This is a genomic window from Pseudoalteromonas sp. S16_S37 (assembly GCF_014694405.1).
In the GTDB taxonomy this organism is placed as follows: domain Bacteria; phylum Pseudomonadota; class Gammaproteobacteria; order Enterobacterales; family Alteromonadaceae; genus Pseudoalteromonas.
This window is the reverse complement of the sequence record NZ_JAAUWV010000021.1, coordinates 1-18,514: the sequence shown is the minus strand read 5'-3', so window position 1 is coordinate 18,514 and position 18,514 is coordinate 1. Positions and strand designations below refer to the sequence as shown.

General features: G+C 43.1%; 13 protein-coding genes. 6 read left to right on the top strand and 7 right to left on the bottom strand.

Features of this window, described 5'->3' with window-relative positions; genetic code table 11:
• Positions 1-7 precede the first annotated feature (7 nt).
• From HC733_RS11090 to HC733_RS11060, 7 genes are read right to left on the bottom strand one after another with little or no spacing between them, the layout of a single operon-like run.
• On the bottom strand, positions 8-1,177 hold the full coding sequence (locus HC733_RS11090; protein WP_238937527.1) for an acyl-CoA dehydrogenase family protein: 1,170 nt from the start codon (positions 1,175-1,177) through the stop codon (positions 8-10).
• A complete protein-coding gene (locus HC733_RS11085) occupies positions 1,164-3,344 on the bottom strand; it encodes a polyketide synthase (RefSeq protein ID WP_190365113.1) in 2,181 nt (726 codons plus the stop codon). Before HC733_RS11085 ends, HC733_RS11090 begins: the two co-directional genes overlap by 14 nt.
• The gene (locus tag HC733_RS11080) at positions 3,337-4,872 is read right to left on the bottom strand and encodes an AMP-binding protein (RefSeq protein WP_190365112.1); all 1,536 of its coding nucleotides are present in this window, start codon (positions 4,870-4,872) and stop codon (positions 3,337-3,339) included. Before HC733_RS11080 ends, HC733_RS11085 begins: the two co-directional genes overlap by 8 nt.
• Before the next feature lie 10 nt (positions 4,873-4,882).
• Positions 4,883-6,493 carry an aminotransferase class I/II-fold pyridoxal phosphate-dependent enzyme gene (locus tag HC733_RS11075; RefSeq protein ID WP_190365111.1) on the bottom strand — a complete coding sequence of 537 codons (1,611 nt, stop codon included), beginning with the start codon at positions 6,491-6,493 and terminating at the stop codon, positions 4,883-4,885.
• Between the two features lie 12 nt (positions 6,494-6,505).
• On the bottom strand, positions 6,506-7,615 hold the full coding sequence (locus HC733_RS11070) for a Rieske 2Fe-2S domain-containing protein (RefSeq protein ID WP_190365110.1): 1,110 nt from the start codon (positions 7,613-7,615) through the stop codon (positions 6,506-6,508).
• Positions 7,612-7,884 (bottom strand): acyl carrier protein, encoded by a 273-nt coding sequence (locus HC733_RS11065; protein WP_190365109.1) that lies wholly within the window; start codon positions 7,882-7,884, stop codon positions 7,612-7,614. Before HC733_RS11065 ends, HC733_RS11070 begins: the two co-directional genes overlap by 4 nt.
• Entirely contained in the window at positions 7,878-9,962 is a 2,085-nt protein-coding gene (locus HC733_RS11060) for an AMP-binding protein (RefSeq protein ID WP_190365108.1), read from the bottom strand. The genes HC733_RS11065 and HC733_RS11060 overlap by 7 nt, the downstream gene beginning before the upstream one ends.
• Before the next feature lie 700 nt (positions 9,963-10,662).
• Between HC733_RS11060 and HC733_RS11055 the strand changes: the two genes are divergently transcribed.
• The 6 genes from HC733_RS11055 to HC733_RS11030 all read left to right on the top strand — a co-directional run bounded on the left by HC733_RS11055 (position 10,663) and on the right by HC733_RS11030 (position 17,941).
• Entirely contained in the window at positions 10,663-11,919 is a 1,257-nt protein-coding gene (locus HC733_RS11055; RefSeq protein WP_190365107.1) for an efflux RND transporter periplasmic adaptor subunit, read from the top strand.
• A 42-nt stretch (positions 11,920-11,961) separates the two neighbouring features.
• Positions 11,962-12,666: an ABC transporter ATP-binding protein gene (locus HC733_RS11050; RefSeq protein WP_190365106.1), complete on the top strand. Its 705-nt coding sequence runs from the start codon at positions 11,962-11,964 to the stop codon at positions 12,664-12,666.
• Between the two features lie 2 nt (positions 12,667-12,668).
• Positions 12,669-13,982: an ABC transporter permease gene (locus HC733_RS11045; protein ID WP_190365105.1), complete on the top strand. Its 1,314-nt coding sequence runs from the start codon at positions 12,669-12,671 to the stop codon at positions 13,980-13,982.
• 12 nt (positions 13,983-13,994) lie between these two features.
• Positions 13,995-15,200 carry an ABC transporter permease gene (locus HC733_RS11040; RefSeq protein ID WP_190365104.1) on the top strand — a complete coding sequence of 402 codons (1,206 nt, stop codon included), beginning with the start codon at positions 13,995-13,997 and terminating at the stop codon, positions 15,198-15,200.
• A 61-nt stretch (positions 15,201-15,261) separates the two neighbouring features.
• Positions 15,262-16,596: a sigma-54-dependent transcriptional regulator gene (locus HC733_RS11035; protein WP_190365159.1), complete on the top strand. Its 1,335-nt coding sequence runs from the start codon at positions 15,262-15,264 to the stop codon at positions 16,594-16,596.
• A gap of 1 nt (position 16,597) precedes the next feature.
• Complete coding sequence (locus tag HC733_RS11030) at positions 16,598-17,941, top strand: sensor histidine kinase (protein ID WP_190365103.1); 1,344 nt, start codon at positions 16,598-16,600, stop codon at positions 17,939-17,941.
• The last annotated feature ends 573 nt before the right edge of the window (positions 17,942-18,514 follow it).

Genomic DNA, 18,514 nt, shown 5'->3' with positions numbered 1-18,514 from the left:
TACTCCGCTACAGCCAATTAGCTTGAAAACGCTTTAAAATTGAAGTGCTTAAATTATTTTTTAGAACGTTGCTAGTGCCAGAGAAAATGGCACTGGGCATGGCATCTCTTAACATGCGTTCAATATCACCACTGAGCACACCTTGTGCTCCGTGTAACTGCACGGCCATTTGCGCATTGCTAATGGCTGCATGCGACACCGCAATTTTTGCCAATGCGCTACTTACACCCGACATATCGCCCTTATCGAGAGACCAAGCGGCTTTATAAAGCAGTAGGCGTGCGCTTTCGTAATTGAGATACATATCGCTGAGCTGATGCTGAACAGCTTGAAACTCGCTTAATGGCTCGCCAAACTGATTGCGTGATTGAATAAATGCCGCTGTTTTGTGTAGCTGACGTTTCATTTGGCCTAGGTATAGTGCAAATAGGCAAACGCGCTCCCATTCCATTGAAATCTGAAAAATAGGAGCTCCTGCTCCTAAGCGGCCGATGAGGGCGTCTTCAGGCAGTTCGCATTGGTCAAAGTGAATATCGCCCATCGCTGTGGTGCGCAGGCCAGATTTGCTGTGCGGTGTGTCAGTTACACTGATCCCAAGCTCACTACGCTGCATAATAAAGGTTGAGAAATCAAAGTAGTTACCTTTATTAGCCGTGCGTAAATGCACAATCATAAAATCACAAAACGGCGCGTTTGTGATGTAGTGTTTTTGACCGTTAACGGTGTACTTTGTTTGCGCTTTTGTGGCCTCGGTGCTCATTGCGTAAATATCTGAGCCAGCGCCTTTTTCTGTGATAGCGTGGGCACCAAGCCAAGCTTCTTGTTGGATCTTGTTTAACCAGTGCAGTTGTTGTTGCTCATTGGCAAAAGCGCGAATAGGGTGGATACACGCGCACAAATGCGCCGAGAGGGCAAAAATTAATCCCGTGTCTTCACAATGCTCAGCCAGTGATTCAATACCGGCGCATAGCTCGCTGGCATTTAAATCATCGCCACCCATGTTTTTTGGCATTAACCACTTACCAACGCCCTGCGTGATCAGTTGTCTAAACAAAGGCTTGGAAAATTCGCCAGCCAAGTCTCGTTTGCCCAAATCGTTCAGTTCGAGTGACTGTGCAAGGCTCGCTGCTTGCTGAGCAATATGTTGTTGTTGTTCTGTAAAATCAAAGTTCATCATGTGTTCCTTGCGTTGTCATAAAGGTACAATCGCTGATAATCACGTGGTAGTTCACACCACCGGTGCCAAATCCATTAATTGACGCACTGCGTTTACCTTGTTGCTGTGTATAAGGTTTTGCACTTGCCATTGGGTCAAAATTAAGTGTTTCTAGGTTTAACTCGTCGCGCAGTTGGCCGCGTAACAAGTTATGTGGAATGAGGTTATGTTCAAAGCTCAGCAGTGCTTTGATGACGCTCGCAAGGCCCGCCGTTGCAAAGGTATGACCAAACTGCGTTTTCAGTGCGCCGAGTTTTAGTGGCTTGTTGCCGCGCTGTTGATACACCTCGCTTAGCGCTTGTATTTCAACCAAGTCGCCGATGGGGGTGCCCGTACCATGGGTTTCTACCCAATCAATGTCAGCGGGTGTTAGTGTGGTTTGAGCAAATGCATGTTGCATTGCCTCAACTTGGCCATCGCTATTGGGCGCTATCATGGACTTACTATAGGTACTTGAGCCAATAGCCTCGATTCGAGCAAGTCTTGGATAAGCGTTTGCAATCGCAATGTCATCACGAGTTAAAATCACAACGCCCAGCCCGTCTCCAGGGGTAAAGCCGTCGGCGTGTTCGCTAAATGTGGCAATCACCGAATGCGATAACATTTGCTGTTTAGAGCACAGACACAAGTCATGTAGATTTACCGGCAGCTCTGCCGCTGCCACAATGGCATAATCTACGCGTTTGCTTTGTAGCGCGTTGATAGCACAATCTAATGCAGCCATAGAGCCTGCACAGGCACTTTCAAGTGCTAAAGCATCGTAGTTTTGTAACTGAAAATGTTGCGCTAATTGCAGGCTAAGACCGAGCGCTTGGTTATGCTCAGTTTGCGTATCTTGCGTAAACTGGTTTTGCCATTTTTGTAGTTGTACAAGGTCAGCATTATCACCATAAGCGGTTAATATCTCATGGCATTGTTCAACTAAACTGGTGAGCTTTGCATGTAATAACTTACGGCGCTCGCTGTATGGGCCAAGATTGGTCGCTGTGATCACCAAGGTGTTTTTATCATTAGGTAAGTCAAGATGTTGCCACTCATTTAGCATGGTATTGAGGGCATTGGCGTAGCTTGCATGCGCTAATGTATCGAGGTGATCAGAGCTTAATTTTGCAGCTTGCCTACAGTAATAACTATCTTGTGTTTCACCATCGGGTTTAAATAACGCGCCTGATACCATAGTGTTATGCTCAAGCGAAGCAATACCACCACGCTCGTCATTTAGTCCTTGCCAATAGGCTTTTGTACCAAGTCTATCTGCAAGCCATATTTGTTTATCACAAATGGTAGTTGGGGTTCGCTCAAGGGCTTTATACCAACACGGTGCAGCGCTGAAGCTAAATTGTGAACTAATGGGCCATGTATCTTGAGGGTTTTTTGCAAGCCACGATGACAATTGCAAGGCACTATTCACCAAGCCCGCATTGCTAGACGAATTATGGCTTGCTGGCGCAAAGCTAAGTTGATGACAATATTGCAGATAAGCCTTTGCGTTATCGATGGTTTTGTCTGTTCTGACTAATAGCAAAGTGCTCGCTGCCAAAGGCTGCATATCTGAAGGGGTTTGCCAATCATTAGCAACGGCAATAAGCACTGCATCTGCTTTATGATTTAGTAGGGCGTCATAAGCCAAAGCAACGGCTTTAGAGAGCGACCCATCACCACTGTTGATTGCAAACGCACGGCCTTTTAGTTTTGCACTTTGGGCGATGCGTGTTGCCATCGTTGTGGCCATTTCACCCACTTTATCATGGCTACTGACGAGCTCAGTAGGTTTTAGGTCGTGTAATTGGCTTTTTGCTGTTTCACTTTGGGTGGTCGTTATCAAATCAGCCAGCAGTGCTTGCGCCGTTACTCGATAGTGGTTTGCTAATTGTCTGTCAGCACAAGGCTCAGAGCACACAATCACATCGGTTCTTGCATGGTGAACAAATTCACTGTGGCGCTCGCAAAGCGCCATACTTAGTTGTAACAGTGGCAGCTGCATGCGATTAATTGCTTTTCTATAAATCGGTGGTATTGCAAACTTTGAATAGTGCTTTAAGTCACTTAAGCAATCTAAATATCCGTTTTGTGTACCAACATTTGACTGCAGATCTAACAGGGCAATGGCATGTTGTTGCTTACTCATCATTCACCTGCGCAAGGGTTGGGTAATCAATTTTGCCATTGGCATTTTTTGGTAACGTACCAAAACACTCAAACTTGTGTGGGATCATGTAGGTAGGCAAGTGCTGAGCACTATATGTTTTAAGTGCTAAAGTACCAAGCTTGCTTTGGGCATCATTCAGTGCATAACTTGCTATCAGTTTGCTGGTGTTAGCGCAGTATCTTACTGCTACTTCACTTATTTGTGGGTGTGCCAAAAGGCAGGCTTCAATCTCACCCAACTCAACGCGAAAACCCGAAATTTTTACCATACGATCGCAGCGACCATGGTAGTAATACTGACCATTGTGATAACGGGCAATATCTCCAGTAGAATGGATCTGCAGCGCATGGTTTGCCAGCTTTTGTGATTCTAAACAGTAGCCAGGTGTGACGCAGCTGCCTTGGATCACAAGCTCTCCCATTGCACCAGACTCATTGGTGACAGGATTGCCTTGTTCATCAATAAGCCAAGCTTGGGTATCCCCAATAGGCAGACCAATGGCTATTGGCTCATTGTTGAGAATATCTTCTTCTGTGACCTTATAGGCAAGACACACATTGGTTTCTGTTGGTCCGTAAAAATTGTAAAAGTGGGTATTTGGTAAAGCACTTGCAAGGCCTTTTAAGCAAGGCTTTGGCATCACTTCTCCAGCAAAAATGAGATGCTGTAGTGCTAATGCCTCAGCTTGTTGCCATAAACCAATGCGGTTCATTAAATTCAGCAGTGACGGTACACAATACATCACGGTGATCTGATGCTCGCTAAGCACATTCGCTAATGTCATCGGTTGCTTTGGCGCATCATCATTGGCGATGTACAAACTGCCACCCACTGCCAAGCAAACAAATAGATCAAAGGTACTTAAATCAAAATTAAAGCTGGCTAGATTCAAAAAACGATCGGAGCAATCTAAGCTCATATTGTTTTGGCACCAACTAACAAAATGTTGAATATTGCCAAGTGTTAGCTGCACGCCTTTGGGGCGACCTGTTGAGCCTGAAGTAAAAAGTACCGCAGCAAGGCTATTTTTATGCCAAGGTTCGCTTGCGTGTGCTTGCTCGGTTTCTAGGTGTAAGCGCCAATCAAAAAAGCTTGTATTTGCGGCTTGTTGGGCGTTCTTTTCACCAATTAAAACGACTTTAAGTTGCGGGTATTTTGCTAAAAGCGGTCCAACTAGCAACAGATGTTTGTCATCTACAATTAAGGTATCTGCTTGGGCGTCGGTTAAAATTAAATCAACGCGATTAATAGGCTGCTTGCTATCAATTGGAATATAGCAAGCACCAGCACTGAGCGTTGCCAAAATTGACAAGGCATAGTGATTGTTTTTTTCAAGCCAAATTGCGACTCGTTGGCTACCTGAAAGTTGTGTTGCCAATGCGCTTACATAGTTAGCTGATTGGCGATAGCACAAAGCAGGCTCAGCGAGTAAAAATGGGTGTTGAGGTTGCTTGTTTGCCCAATAAAACAAGGCTTGATGTAGCGCCGTTGGCAACATTTCTTTCATAGCTACTCCTTTAGCCTTTAAAATTCGGTAAGTTAACGCTTCTGGCTGCGTTGATCAGAATTTCAATAGCGCCATCTAAGTCTGCTTTAGTATGTTGTGATAGCACACTGATACGCAGTCTAGCATCGCCTACCGCAACGCCTGGGAACACCACGGTTTGACAGAACATGCCTTGTTGGCGAACTGCATGGCCCATTTTCATTGCAAGGGTTTCATCACCAATAACAATAGGAATGATCGCGCTTTCACTGTCACCGGTGTCAAAACCAAGTTCTTTTAAGGCGCTATGCAGGTAGTTAACATTGCTCCACAAGCGTTCGATACGCTCAGGCTCTTGCTCAATAATATCGATACACTGAATTAGACCCGCGGCAATGTGCGCTGGAATTGTGGCTGCAAAAACATAACTATTTGCATAAAAACGCAGATAATCAATGACATCTTTGTCACCACACACAAAACCACCCATCCCTGCAAGCGTTTTACTCATAGTGCCAAGTTCAAGGTCAACTTCATGTTTAAGATTAAAGTGCTCAGCAGTACCTGAGCCTGTCGCACCTAAAATACCGGTAGAGTGCGCATCATCAATCAAAATACGTGCTTGATATTTACGTGCTAGACGTACCATTTCTGGCAGCTTAACGATGTTACCGTGCATACTGAAAACGCCATCAGCAACAATGAGTTTGCCACCTTGTGAATCAGCACAGCCTTTTAAAACTTCTTCTAATGAAGCCATATCATTGTGCTTATAAATACGTTTTTTAGCGCCAGATAACTTACAACCATCTTGGATGCTCATATGGTTATAAACATCTGTAATAACAGTATCTTTTGGTCCTGTTAAGGCTGAAATCGTGCCTAGGTTAGCAGAGTAGCCAGATGGAAAAACGATACAAGCTTCACGACCTTTAAAACGGGCTAAGCGTTCTTCAAGTTCGAGGTGCAAATGGTTTGTGCCACCTATCAAACGACATCCTGTATTGGTTGCGCCATACTCTTTAGCCGCTTTGCAAATAGCATCAATAACCCGAGGTTCATTCGCTAAACCAAGGTAATTGTTCGATGCGAACATCAAAAATTCACGTTCTTTATTTTGATAGGCATCGAAAATAGTTGCACGATTTTCACAGCGAGAGCTCAGTGGCATGCCGTACCAAAAGTTACCTGTTTGTGCTTGTGTTTCGTAAAAGTCATTAAACTTGCGCACTTTGCTAAATAAATCAGGGCTGCCATCAGAAACAAAATCACGCATGGTGGTATGTGATGGACCTTCCTGAGCTGCTGGGCACTCGTTGATGGGGGTATCCTTCGCTGGCACATCATGTTTGATACCCAATGTAGCAAGCTTGGCTTGGCCTTTTTCGCTTAGCGGTGCGCCTTCACAACGAGCAAATAACTCGCCAATAGTATTAAAACTTGCAGAGTTTAGTTTATGCTCAAATACGAATACCTGTTGCAGTTCGTCAACAATTGACGCCAAGATGATTGAGTCAATTCCCAATCCTTCTTCCATAGGCACATCGGGGAGCAGGTCAGACTCTGAGTAGCAGGTTTGTTCTTTTACGATGTCTAAAACGAGCGACTGAACAGCAGTCGCTAAATCATTATTATTTGTCATACTAAATTCCATTTAATTTACTTCTTCAATACCGATGATCTGTTCAAGCGTTGGCGCTTCAAAGTGCGGTTGCTCTTTTATTTTGTTGTGTGCTTGTTGCTCTTTGGCTTCACGGATCAGCTTTTCACGAAAACGAATATAGTGAGCATTCACTTTATCAATCGGGATCAAGCGGTTAGCTTTCGGGCTGGATACTTTGGGTTCCTGATGGGCAATCACCGCCATGTCTTTGGCTTGTTGTACAAAGCGCTCGATACGACACATGTACCAAGGACGAACTGGGCGCCAGAAAGGAATAGGTAGAGGTTTAATCAACGGCAATAATAGATCGCGTTTTGGTTCTTGATAGCACACGCACACCCAACAAGTATCTTCATCAATTGGTGTAGGAATAAAGATAACGTCAAACACTTCACTGCGGATCTGGATTAAGTTTGGCATTTGTACATCGATGCCAAAGCGCCAGCCTCTTGTCCAAGGCTTACGAGCAACCAGTGTTTCGGCTGCTGTGCGCTCATCATCAGGGCGCAAGATAAAGTCACTGGTGATCAATGTGCCATCAACTGTACACTCAAAATCATCAACGCGACCGCCTTTAGGGTCCCAAATATTGATTGCTGAACCTTTGTGTACAAAAGGAATGTGGTAAATTTCACACACACTTTCTACATATCGAGTGTAGTTAATTGGGGCATCCCAACCATAGTAAGAGTAGTAGCCATCGTACTCTTTAAACTGTTTGAACATCGGGACTTCTGGGTAATCTTCGTCGGCCATTTGCTCGCCATACCAGAACCAAACCAAGCCGTATGCTTCAGTTACCTTATAGGTTTTGACGCACATACCTTTAGGTACATCCCCATTTTTGCCCAATACAGGCATATGAACACAGTCGCCTTGCTGATCAAATTGAAAGCCGTGATAAGGACACGCTATGAGGTCGCCATGTTGCTCACCTAAACTGAGTTTTACGCCTTTGTGTGGACATTTGTCGTCCATACAAATGAGTTTTCCTTGTGTGTCGCGATAGAGCACAAGTAGTTTATCTAGTCGCTTAATGCCTAAAGGTTTTTTCTTTACATCTTGCGATCTGGTTATGGCATACCATTGATTAGGGATCATAACGTGTTCTCCTTGTTCCTGTGATGTTCAACTAATTTGCTAAGTACTTCGACGGATGCAAAATTGTCTGGGTGAATGTCTATCACGGGTAAGCGCAGGGCGAACTCGCGATGTATGTATTCAACTACGTCAAAAATTGACGCAGAATCGAGAATATTGAGCTCAATAATGGGCGTATCGGGTGTGATCAACTCATCATCATCAAGGTAGCTGTGGGTGATAAATTGGCAGAGCTTTGCAGATACACTTTGAACTGATTCATTTAACATGTTGGATCTAACTCCGTTTTAGATGTTTTACTTGCTACGTTTGTAATTTGCTTGGCTAACAAATGCGGGGTGTTACAGCTATAAAGCACATCTGGAGCGAGATAGATGCCTGTTAACTGCTCTAATTTAAACAGAATTTCCATCGCTAGAACGGAGTCGAGTCCGACATTGGCTAATGAGTCTTTAGGGGAAATATGTGCAATCGCAACGCCAGTTAATTCATGCACTTTGCAAACCAGCCAATGTTCAACACTTGCGACATCTGTGATATCCAGCTCTGTTTGCGCGTTATGGACACTTTGCTGATTATCATCGCTTGGAACATCTAAATTGAACTGATGGTAGGCTTGTAATGAACCTTGCTCATAGGCTTGTTTGATAGCTACACGCTGCAACTTACCTGATGAGGTGATCTTGATGGTTTTACGCGGTAAAAATAAGATTTTATCGGCTTTAACACCAAAGCGCTCAATCAATCGGCCATTAAGTGTTTTCACATAGCTGTCAAATTCAGCAACATTACGTGGAACCTCTAACGCCATCACTAGCAATTCTTTGCCCTGTTCGGCAACAGAAAATGCAGCGCTGCGACAGTTTTTAAGTTCAGGAAATGCCAGTGATGCTTCGTACTCTAAATCTTGCGGGTAAAAGTTTGCACCACGAATGATGATAACTTCTTTTAACCTACCTGTGATGTACAGCTCACCTTTGTGATAAAAACCTAAATCGCCTGTACGATGATAGGTTTCGCTGTGTCCAGCCAAAGTTAAACCAAAGTTGGCATCGGTGCGTTCTTTATCTTGCCAGTAACCTGGGCTGATACTATTTCCTTGTAACCAAACTTCGCCAACTTGACCATCAGCAAGCGCGATGTGTGTGTTGGGATCTACAATTTGAGCATCAATTGAGTCATGCACTTTTCCGCTACTGACTAACCATTGACTATGGGTAGAAGGCGTATCAACCGCTTTTACCATGCCTCGTTTGAGTAGGGGTTCGTCAACGCACAACTGTTTGTATTGTTGTGAATGAGGCTTACCGCTGACCATTAGTGTTGCTTCGGCCATGCCGTAGCAAGGTAAAAATGCCTCAGGCTTTAAGCCGCATTGGGCAAACTTATCAAAAAACCGATTTACGGTTTGTGCGTTAATTGGCTCTGCGCCACAAAACAAATTTTGCAGTGAAGATAAGTCAAGCTCCGCTAAACGTGCATCGCGAATGTTTTTTACTGCCAAATCGAAAGCGAAATTAGGTGCGCCAGTGGTAGTGGCTCTAAAGTCTGTAACGGCTTTTAGCCAGCGAAATTGACTGCGTAAGAATAAGTCGGTTGGCATCAACATCGTAGGGTAACCAGTGTAAACCCCTTGCATAACCCCGCCGACTAAGCCCATATCATGGTGAGGCGGAAGCCAAAGCATCATACGAGTTTTATCTTCTTGGTGACCAAAGCTTTGTCTGATCAACTCAGAATTGTCGAGGATATTCTGATTGGTAATGATCACGCCTTTGGGTTTGCCCGTTGTGCCTGAGCTGTACTGTAACAAGGCTATATCTTGTTCGTTCGTTTTAAAGTTATATAGCGGTTGAGGTGCTATCGCTTCACACTCTTCAACCAATAACCATCTAATAGGAAGATGAGCGAGTTGCTCTTCTAACAAAGGTAAGACAGTTTTATTTGTTATTACAATTGGCTTACCTAAATCTTCGATTGCGTATTGCAAACGTTCGATTTGTAGCTGATTTTTTGGTGGAAAAGAGGGCACAGCGATAATGCCTGCAGCCATACAACCATAAAATGATGTAACGAAATCGACCCCCTGAGGCAGTACGATAAGCGCTTGGTCTTGGTGCTCTATGTTACGTTGCTGTATTTGCTGCAATGCCTTGGCAATGCGTGAAATTGAGTTGCTAAGTGTTTGGTAATCAAAAACTTCTACCGATTCGCCTTTATCATCAACGAAATGGAAAACCTCTTGATCAGGCTTGTTGTATGCGTCAACCGCAAGTAGGTCGATTAAGCTGTTTGCCTCGCATTGAATTAAGTCCCTGTTGTGAAACAAGTGAGTAGACTTTCCCATGTGATCTAATCCTTATCGTTTTACATATCTCCATTGTCTTTTATAAATGTGAAGAGAATGTGTAAGAAAATGAAAACCTAGTTAATTTTTTGTGGATTATTACAGGTAACATAATTTTATGTCAAAGATGTTTTGTGAATATTTTATTTTTATCAAGTTGCGTGTGAAGAACTTCACTGATTAGAATTTTCACTCTGTTGCGAATTACTATTCTTTTAAATGCTTTGGTTTTTGGAAGGTTTTTACGTGTTTAACTTGATTTTTGGTTGGTTTATCTAGGTTTTATCGGTTGTGTGATCCCACATAAAAATGCATTTTATTAATATATTCATAATCAAACTGGTTTGGTAACTGTGCTGTTTATTGATTTTTTCAGGATAGTGTGGAATTTACATTTGTTCCTTTTGTGGGTTTTTTTTGAGAATGATTATTGATATTAGTACTGTCAGTATTGCAAGCGATGTCCGCTGCGGACACATTTTCTGTCCGCGGACACTTATTTCTACAATGTATTTTTTTAATTCATTGTTTTTTATTAACTTTTATTATTGGCATGCAAATAGAATAGGTAGCGTATCTGTATTTATTTGGAATGAGATATGTTGCTTTGTTCACTATTTTTGCTGCCGCCAGTAATTGTGCTGTTTATAGCAGGTGCAATTAGCGTGATTGAGCACTCAACGTTATAACGAGATAATTTATGATTAAAGATACCAGTGCTCAAGATAAAGTGATTGTCACGAAAAATAAGTTTGGTAAGCGATTTGTAATTATGTCGATTGCAGCTGTGGTTATAGCAGCATCGGCTCATGCTTTGATGAACACCTCTAATGCGCAGCGCTCGATAGCCAAAGATGAAGTAAAGGTTGCTGCGGTTGAGCTGGGCAATCTAGTGCGAGATATCGCAGCAACGGGAAAGATAGTAGCGGCAAATGCACCACAAGTTTATAGCCCAGAGCAAGGAGTTATCACCTTGTTGGTAAAAGCGGGAGATAAGGTAATTGAGGGGCAAAATATTGCAAAAGTGCTCAGCCCCGAGCTGCAAAATGCTCTTCAGCAACAAAATTCTGAAGTTCAGCGCTTAACGGGTGAGCTGGAACGCAAGAAGCTTGAGGCTCGTCGGGAAACTCTTAATCTTAATAAGTTATTGGACTTGGCTCAGGTTGAGCTCAGTGCAGCTGAGCGGGAAAATCGTCGAGCGCAATTATCAATTAAAAAAAGCCTTATAAGTCAAATTGACTTGGAAAAAGCCGTTGATGATTTGTCTCGCGCCAAACTGACATTCAAGCATGCCCAGCATGAGGTTGAACTTGCCAAAGATACGCTGGCGTTTGAGCTTAAATCAGCGCAAAGCACTCTACAGCGTCAGCAGTTAGTGATTAAAGAACTAGAACGTAAAGTGAATAATCTAGATATCAAAGCATCGGTGACAGGCATTGTCGGAAACCTATTGGTGCAACCTCAAGCTTTGGTGTCACAAAATCAAGCGTTGATGACATTGGTTGATCTGAGCGCATTTGAAGCGCAGTTGCAAGTGCCTGAAAGCTACGCCAATGAATTGGGTTTGGGTATGCAAGTTGAACTAAAAATTGGCCAAAATGAAGTGATAGGTGAGCTTAGTGCAATTTCGCCAGAGGTAAATCAACGGGAAGTGACTACACGCGTGCGGTTTTCTCAGGATGGGCTTTCGGGGATCCGTCAAAATCAACGTTTATCAGCTCGTATCTTACTAGAAAATAAACAAAATGTATTAAAGGTTAAACGCGGCTCATTTTTAGAGTCGGGTGGGAATTTTGTCTATCGCGTAAAAGATGGTCATGCACAAAAAACAGATGTTCAGATAGGTGCTGTCAGTATCAATGCAGTTGAAGTGATAACGGGCTTAAAAGCAGGTGATCAAATAGTGATCTCAAGTTACACACCTTTTCAACACGCCGAACAAATTATGTTGCGCTAGTTGAGTGCAAGAGAAGATCAAACAAAAATTAAGGAAACGAACATGCTTACAATGAATAACATAAACAAAGTTTATCAAACAGATATGGTGCAAACGCATGCGTTGAGAGATTTTAACTTACAAGTAGATGAAGGCGAATTTATTGCGGTAACGGGTCCTTCAGGCTCAGGAAAAACCACCTTTTTAAACATTGCGGGCATGCTTGAGACGTTTACAGCTGGCCAGTACATGTTAGATGGCGTGGATGTTGGCGGCTTGAATGATAATCAGCGAGCTGATCTTCGCAATCAAAAAATCGGCTTTATATTTCAAGGGTTCAACTTAATCCCAGATCTAAATCTATTTGAAAACATTGAAGTGCCATTGCGCTATAGAGGCATCAAAGCCGCCGAGCGCAAGCGCCGTGTAGAGCAGCGTTTGGAGCAAGTAGGGCTGGCAAGTCGTGCCAAACATTTGCCTCAACAGCTATCAGGTGGTCAGCAGCAACGTGTTGCTATCGCAAGGGCACTCGCGGGGGAGCCGAGGTTTTTATTGGCCGATGAACCAACCGGTAACTTAGACAGCCTAATGGCGCGTCAGGTTATGGAGCTTTTAGAGCAAATTAACCGAGAAGGTGCCACTATTGTTATGGTGACTCACGATCCAGAATTAGCCCGCAGAGCACCAAGAAATATTCAGGTTGTTGATGGTCAGCTAGCCGACTTTACCCTCTATCAAGGTAATCCTGCTAAAGCGGTTGGAGTGTAACCATGTTCTTGCATTATATAGATTTGAGTTGGCGTAGCTTTAAACGTACACCCCTAGTAAGTATGTTAATGGTACTTGCGATAGCGATTGGTATAGGCGTCACCATGACGAGTTTATCCATTCATCACATGATGTCTAAAGACCCTATTCCGCAAAAAAGTGGCGTGCTGCATCATTTGCAATTACAAACCATGGATGAAGGGAGAACTTATTGGTCAACGGATGATGTTCCTTTTCAGATAACTTACCAAGACGCTCTTAATTTACAAAATGCGAACTTACCTTATTTACGCTCCGCCATGTACAAATCCGGCTTTTCGGTTCATCTAAATTCAGCGCAGCAAAAGCCATTTGTTGAAGAAGTTCGCCTGTCTTCTAGAGATATTTTTGCGATGTTTGACCTGCAATTTATATATGGTGGTACATGGACGCAACAGCAGCAAGATGATATTGCCCCCGTTGCTGTGATTTCAAAAAGCATCAATGACAAGCTATTTAAAGGTGAAAACTCTATAGGAAAAAGCTTTTACCTTGATGATATCCGTGTACAGGTGGTTGGTGTAATTGAAGATTGGATAACACCGGTAAAATACTACGACACAAACAACGGCTCCTTTGATGACCCAGAGAAGATATTTATACCTTTCACTATTGGTATCGCCAATGAGGTTAACAGTTGGGGTAACACCAATGGTTGGAAAAATGAGCAGGATGATACCTTTGAAGACTTATTGGCCTCAGAAAACTTATGGCTGCAATTTTGGGTGCAACTGAATAACGAACAAGAAAAACAAGAGTTTGGTCAGTACATAATGAGTTATATGAAGCAACAACAATCATTGGGTCGTTTTAATCGAGAAGAACTTGACTACAACCTGTTTAATGTCACCGAGTTTATGGACTATCGAGGGGTGGTTAAACATGATAACCAAATCATGGTTACGCTGAGCTTTATGTTTTTGGCGGTATGTATTGCCAACATTTTAAGTTTGTTATTAGCCAAATTCTTACGTCGTGCGCCTGAGATAGGTGTAAGACGCGCGTTAGGTGCATCGAAACGTCAGGTATTCAATCAACATCTCGTTGAAGTCTCTTTATTGGGCCTGTTAGGTGGCGTTTTGGGGATTGTATTTGCGCAAATAGGGCTGTGGGGAGTGCGTACAAGTCACAGTGCTTACGATGCTCTAGCAAACATGGATATGACGATGCTTCTGGCAGCACCCGTTATTGCGATCACTGCATGCATTGTCGCTGGGTTATATCCGGCTTGGGTAGTGTGCAGAACAACACCTGCCATCTACTTGAAAAGCCAATAAGGAGAGATTGTTATGTCAGAACTAAAACCTATTTTTAATGCCTTATGTCGCTCTAAAGTCGGGGCTATTTTATTGTTATTACAAATTGCCATTACTACTGCAATAGTAAGTAACTCTGCGTTTATAATTAGCGAAAAAATTGCTTATATTGAACAAAATACAGGTTATCCAGAGCAGGACATCTTTAAGTTTGAAGTGATGTCATTTGGGGAAAGTATTGATTATATGCGCCAAGGAGAGTTGGACGAGGCGGCGATAAGGCAAATGCCAGGTGTGGTAGATGCGGTGATGGTTAACTCGGTGCCATTGAGTGGTGGTGGCTCCGCGAGCACATTTAGTCTGGGACCAACAGGGGAGAAACGTAAAGGGGTAAATGCCAGCATTTTTGAAGCTGACTCTCATTTTCTAAATACCTTTGGTGTGAAAATTCTCGAAGGCAGAAACTTCACAGAGTCGGAGGTCAGTGTTGTTGAGGAATATAGTCAATATCCCAACATAGGTCTGATCACGAAGGCTATGGCGGATGAGCTATTTCCCGATGGCGATGCGTTAGGGAAGACGCTGTATCAAGGAGATAGACCTATGCAGATTATCGGCATTACCGATGTCATGAAAGGGCCGTGGTTACAATCTGAAAGACGAGATAGGTCAGCCATACTGCCATTTGTTTTTGCCCAAAAGCTAACGCTGTTTTCAGTTAGAACAGAGCCTGGGCAACGAGCACAAGTTATGCAACAGATTGAACAGCATATGTCGAGCTTAGAAAGCAAAAGAGTGATTGAGGGTTTACAAGGGCTTGATGAGGTTAAAGCAGACTATGTTGCACCTGATAGACTGACCATGCGCATGTTGTTGGTGATGATAGTTGTGTTGACACTCATCACTGCACTAGGAATTTTTGGTCTGACACTCTTTAACATTAGCAAACGAACTAAGCAAATAGGCACTCGAAGAGCACTAGGTGCGAGAAAGTCGGACATTATTCGCTACTTTTTAATTGAAAACTGTTTGATTTCGGTGGTTGGACTGACTGTTGGCTCTGGGGCGGCGATATTAATGGCGCAACAATTAATGAAGCATTACTCAATTTCGCAAATGCCACTGTTTTACGTGTTGTTGACCGCTGTGGGAGTTTTATTGATGAGTTTACTTGCGGTAGTTGGGCCAGCCAAACGTGCTGCCAATATATCACCAAGTATTGCAACCAGAACCATATAACCTGTTAATAATGAATGTGCTACACTGGCCAAGGTGTAGCACATTGAAGTACAAAAATAATATGGAAAAAATACTTATTGTTGACGATAACCCATCCATTTTAGAGGCGTTATCGTTACTGTTAGAAATACATGGTTACGCTGTGGTTACCGCGCAAAATGCGTTTACAGCACAGCAAATCGTACAGTACCAAAATATTGCCCTTGTGCTACAGGATATGAACTTTTCTAGTGACACCACCTCGGGAGAGGAGGGTAAAACACTATTCTATCGTTTACGCGAAATAAACCCTCATTTACCTATTATTCTAATTACCGCTTGGACTGAGCTTGAGACCGCAATAGAGCTGGTGAAAGCGGGTGCTGCTGATTACATCGGTAAACCTTGGGATGATCAAAAGTTACTGACTAGCATTGCTAATTTAGTTGAACTGGGCCAAGCCAAAGCCAGCAATGCCCACTATAAGCGCCAACAAGAGGAGCGAGAAGCCCCTAAAGCTGGGGCTAATTTGGCTGGGTTGGTGTATGCCAGTACTGCGATGGAGCGGATTGTAGATATGGCTTTGCAGTTGGCAAGGTCGGATGTGTCGGTACTTATTACAGGACCTAACGGTAGTGGCAAAGAGCGCATTGCAGAAATTATTCAAGCTAACTCTGGTTTAAAGGATAAGCCTTTTATCAAGGTGAATGCGGGGGCCCTGCCACAAGATTTAATAGAGGCGGAGCTGTTTGGCGCTGAAGCGGGGGCTTATACAGGGGCAAACAAACAGCGTATTGGACGCTTTGAAGCGGCAGACGGTGGCACTTTGTTTTTGGATGAAATTGGTAACTTACCTTTATCTGGGCAAATGAAACTACTCAGAGTATTACAAACTGGGGAGTTTGAGCGTTTAGGATCGGTGCAAACGCGCAAAGTAAATGTGAGAGTGATTTCTGCTACCAATGCGAACTTGCTCAAAGACATTCAAAACGGACAGTTTCGCGAAGATTTATACTACCGATTGAATGTGATTGAACTGCAACTGCCGGCGTTGTGCGAAAGGCCGGATGATATTTTGTCTTTAGTTAATCACTTTTTACCAGGCAGGTCGTTATCACATGCTGCGCAGCTTGCACTAAAAGCTTATGCTTGGCCGGGTAATGTTCGTGAACTGGAAAACGCTTGTAAAAGAGCGGCCGTGCTCAAACCTGAAGGTGAGTTGGATGAACATGATTTTATTCTCAAAAATGACGTGATGGCACTAGCAACAACCTCCACGAAACAAGAGCCAACAAAGCAGCAGTTAGAAGAAGCCATGCGCGCCCATCAGGGGGTTATTGCTAAAGTGGCGCGCCACTTTGGTATGACGCGTCAAGCCTTGTATCGTCGCTTACAAAAGTTTGAGATTGAGTACTAGTATGTTTTTTAAACTGGCTGAGTTGTCTTTGGTTAATAAAATAACGCTAAGCATGCTAGTGGTGGTGACTGTGTGTGTGGCATTTACGTTGGTCTTTATAGACTTACCACTTGCACATGCGTTAGTCATTTTAGTACTGGCTATAATCTTGACTGCAATCGTTTCAAGCTTTGTTTGTGCCCCAATAAGACAAGGTCTAGAGGCACTTGAATTAGGCTTGCACAACTTTAAAGACGGCGAATTTTCAAATAACCTTGCTTATCAACGTGATGATCAGCTAGGTCGTTTATGTCAATTGTATAATCAAACCGCAGAACAACTCAGAAAAGAAAAACAATGGATTTATCAACGTGAGCTAATGCTTGATAAAGTGCTTGAAAGCTCGCCTCAAGCGTTGGTGTTAGTAAATAGCAATGATGTGGTGGTGTTCAGCAATTTAAGTGCACGCAGCTTAGTGCAATCTAACAATCACCTTGAAGGTATAAGCTTATCGCAGGCTTTAGAACAAGCGCCACCGGAACTAAAGCAAGCTGTTAACTCTGGTCAAGATGGCTTATTTAATATGCTAAGTGAGCAAGAAGAAGTGCAAACTTGGCACCTAGCCACAGGGCAATTTTTACTAAACAATCAGGGGCATAAACTTTTTATATTTAAGCAGCTTACGCGAGAACTTAATCGCCAAGAAGTTGCAGTGTGGAAAAAAGTAATACGCATTATTAGCCATGAGCTAAATAACTCACTTGGCCCAATGTCGTCGATGCTACACAGTGGTAAAATTCTTACCAGTCAGCTGGATGAGCCTAGATTACAGCGGGTATTTTCGACCATCGAAGAGCGTATTAAACACTTGACCGAATTTGTGCATGGCTATGGAAAATTCGCCAAGCTACCCCAGCCCAAACTAGCTGAAATTGATTGGGCGAAACTGGTCAGTGAATTGGCTCAGCAGTGGCAATTTAGCAGTCAACTCACGCAACCTATGAGCCCCTGCTTTGCAGACATAATGCAACTGCAACAACTGCTTATTAACCTGCTTAAAAATGCCCACGAGTCAGGCTCTGATGCAGATAGAATCAGCTTATCTATTGAGCCGTATGGACAAGGTGTGATGATTAGTGTTGCAGACGAGGGGCAAGGCATGAGCGAGCAAGTAATGGCCAACGCACTGGTGCCTTTTTATTCTACCAAAACATCTGGCAGTGGCTTAGGCCTGGCACTGTGCAGGGAAATCGTTGAAGCGCACCATGGCTATTTGAGTTTGCACAATGCGGGCAACGGCAAAAGCAACAAAACCGGCTTGCTGGTGAAAGTGTTTATTCCATTTGGTAAGCCGTCTGCGGGGTGATGAGAAGGTCTTTATTTTTCGTTTAATAACATAGGACGTCAAGCGCCATATTATAACCATCACAGCCCAATATGAAGATGATATTTAGATAAATTTAACTGTCTTGGCCTTGAGTTTGTACAGCTTTCAGATTTAAAGCTAGGCCGTTATTAACGCTGCCGCTTGTTAACTTTTATAGGGTGAAGTGCTTTTGTATGTTAAGTTTGACGTCGAAAGACATCATTCCATGTGTTTATTTAACAGGCGATAAGACAAGTATTGTGTCTCAAGGCGTCAAATTTTGACGAATAAAAAAGAAAAGTAAATTTAGGACGAAAGGAATGTCGTATTCTGAATTAAATAAGCTTGGTTGGTCTAATCTTTTTTTTTTCAGCAGCTAAGTTATGATGAAATATGTGATGAGAATATCTGTAACTTGGTATTTCGCATCACCGAAATTCATCGCAGTCGAATTGTGAATCGCCCCGAGTTTGCCAGAGACTCAATAACTTGAGAAACTGGAACTATGAAAAAATCAAATCGCTATACACCAGAATTTCGTGAACGTGCAGTTAGGCTTGTTACTACTCAACA

Coding starts and splice junctions, on each gene's coding strand:
- HC733_RS11030 (WP_190365103.1), top strand. CDS start 16,598: ATGTTTTTTAAACTGGCTGAGTTGTCTTTGGTTAATAAAATAACGCTA.
- HC733_RS11045 (WP_190365105.1), top strand. CDS start 12,669: ATGTTCTTGCATTATATAGATTTGAGTTGGCGTAGCTTTAAACGTACA.
- HC733_RS11090 (WP_238937527.1), bottom strand. CDS start 1,177: ATGATGAACTTTGATTTTACAGAACAACAACAACATATTGCTCAGCAA.
- HC733_RS11060 (WP_190365108.1), bottom strand. CDS start 9,962: ATGGGAAAGTCTACTCACTTGTTTCACAACAGGGACTTAATTCAATGC.
- HC733_RS11085 (WP_190365113.1), bottom strand. CDS start 3,344: ATGAGTAAGCAACAACATGCCATTGCCCTGTTAGATCTGCAGTCAAAT.
- HC733_RS11040 (WP_190365104.1), top strand. CDS start 13,995: ATGTCAGAACTAAAACCTATTTTTAATGCCTTATGTCGCTCTAAAGTC.
- HC733_RS11035 (WP_190365159.1), top strand. CDS start 15,262: ATGGAAAAAATACTTATTGTTGACGATAACCCATCCATTTTAGAGGCG.
- HC733_RS11065 (WP_190365109.1), bottom strand. CDS start 7,884: ATGTTAAATGAATCAGTTCAAAGTGTATCTGCAAAGCTCTGCCAATTT.
- HC733_RS11055 (WP_190365107.1), top strand. CDS start 10,663: ATGATTAAAGATACCAGTGCTCAAGATAAAGTGATTGTCACGAAAAAT.
- HC733_RS11075 (WP_190365111.1), bottom strand. CDS start 6,493: ATGACAAATAATAATGATTTAGCGACTGCTGTTCAGTCGCTCGTTTTA.
- HC733_RS11070 (WP_190365110.1), bottom strand. CDS start 7,615: ATGATCCCTAATCAATGGTATGCCATAACCAGATCGCAAGATGTAAAG.
- HC733_RS11050 (WP_190365106.1), top strand. CDS start 11,962: ATGCTTACAATGAATAACATAAACAAAGTTTATCAAACAGATATGGTG.
- HC733_RS11080 (WP_190365112.1), bottom strand. CDS start 4,872: ATGAAAGAAATGTTGCCAACGGCGCTACATCAAGCCTTGTTTTATTGG.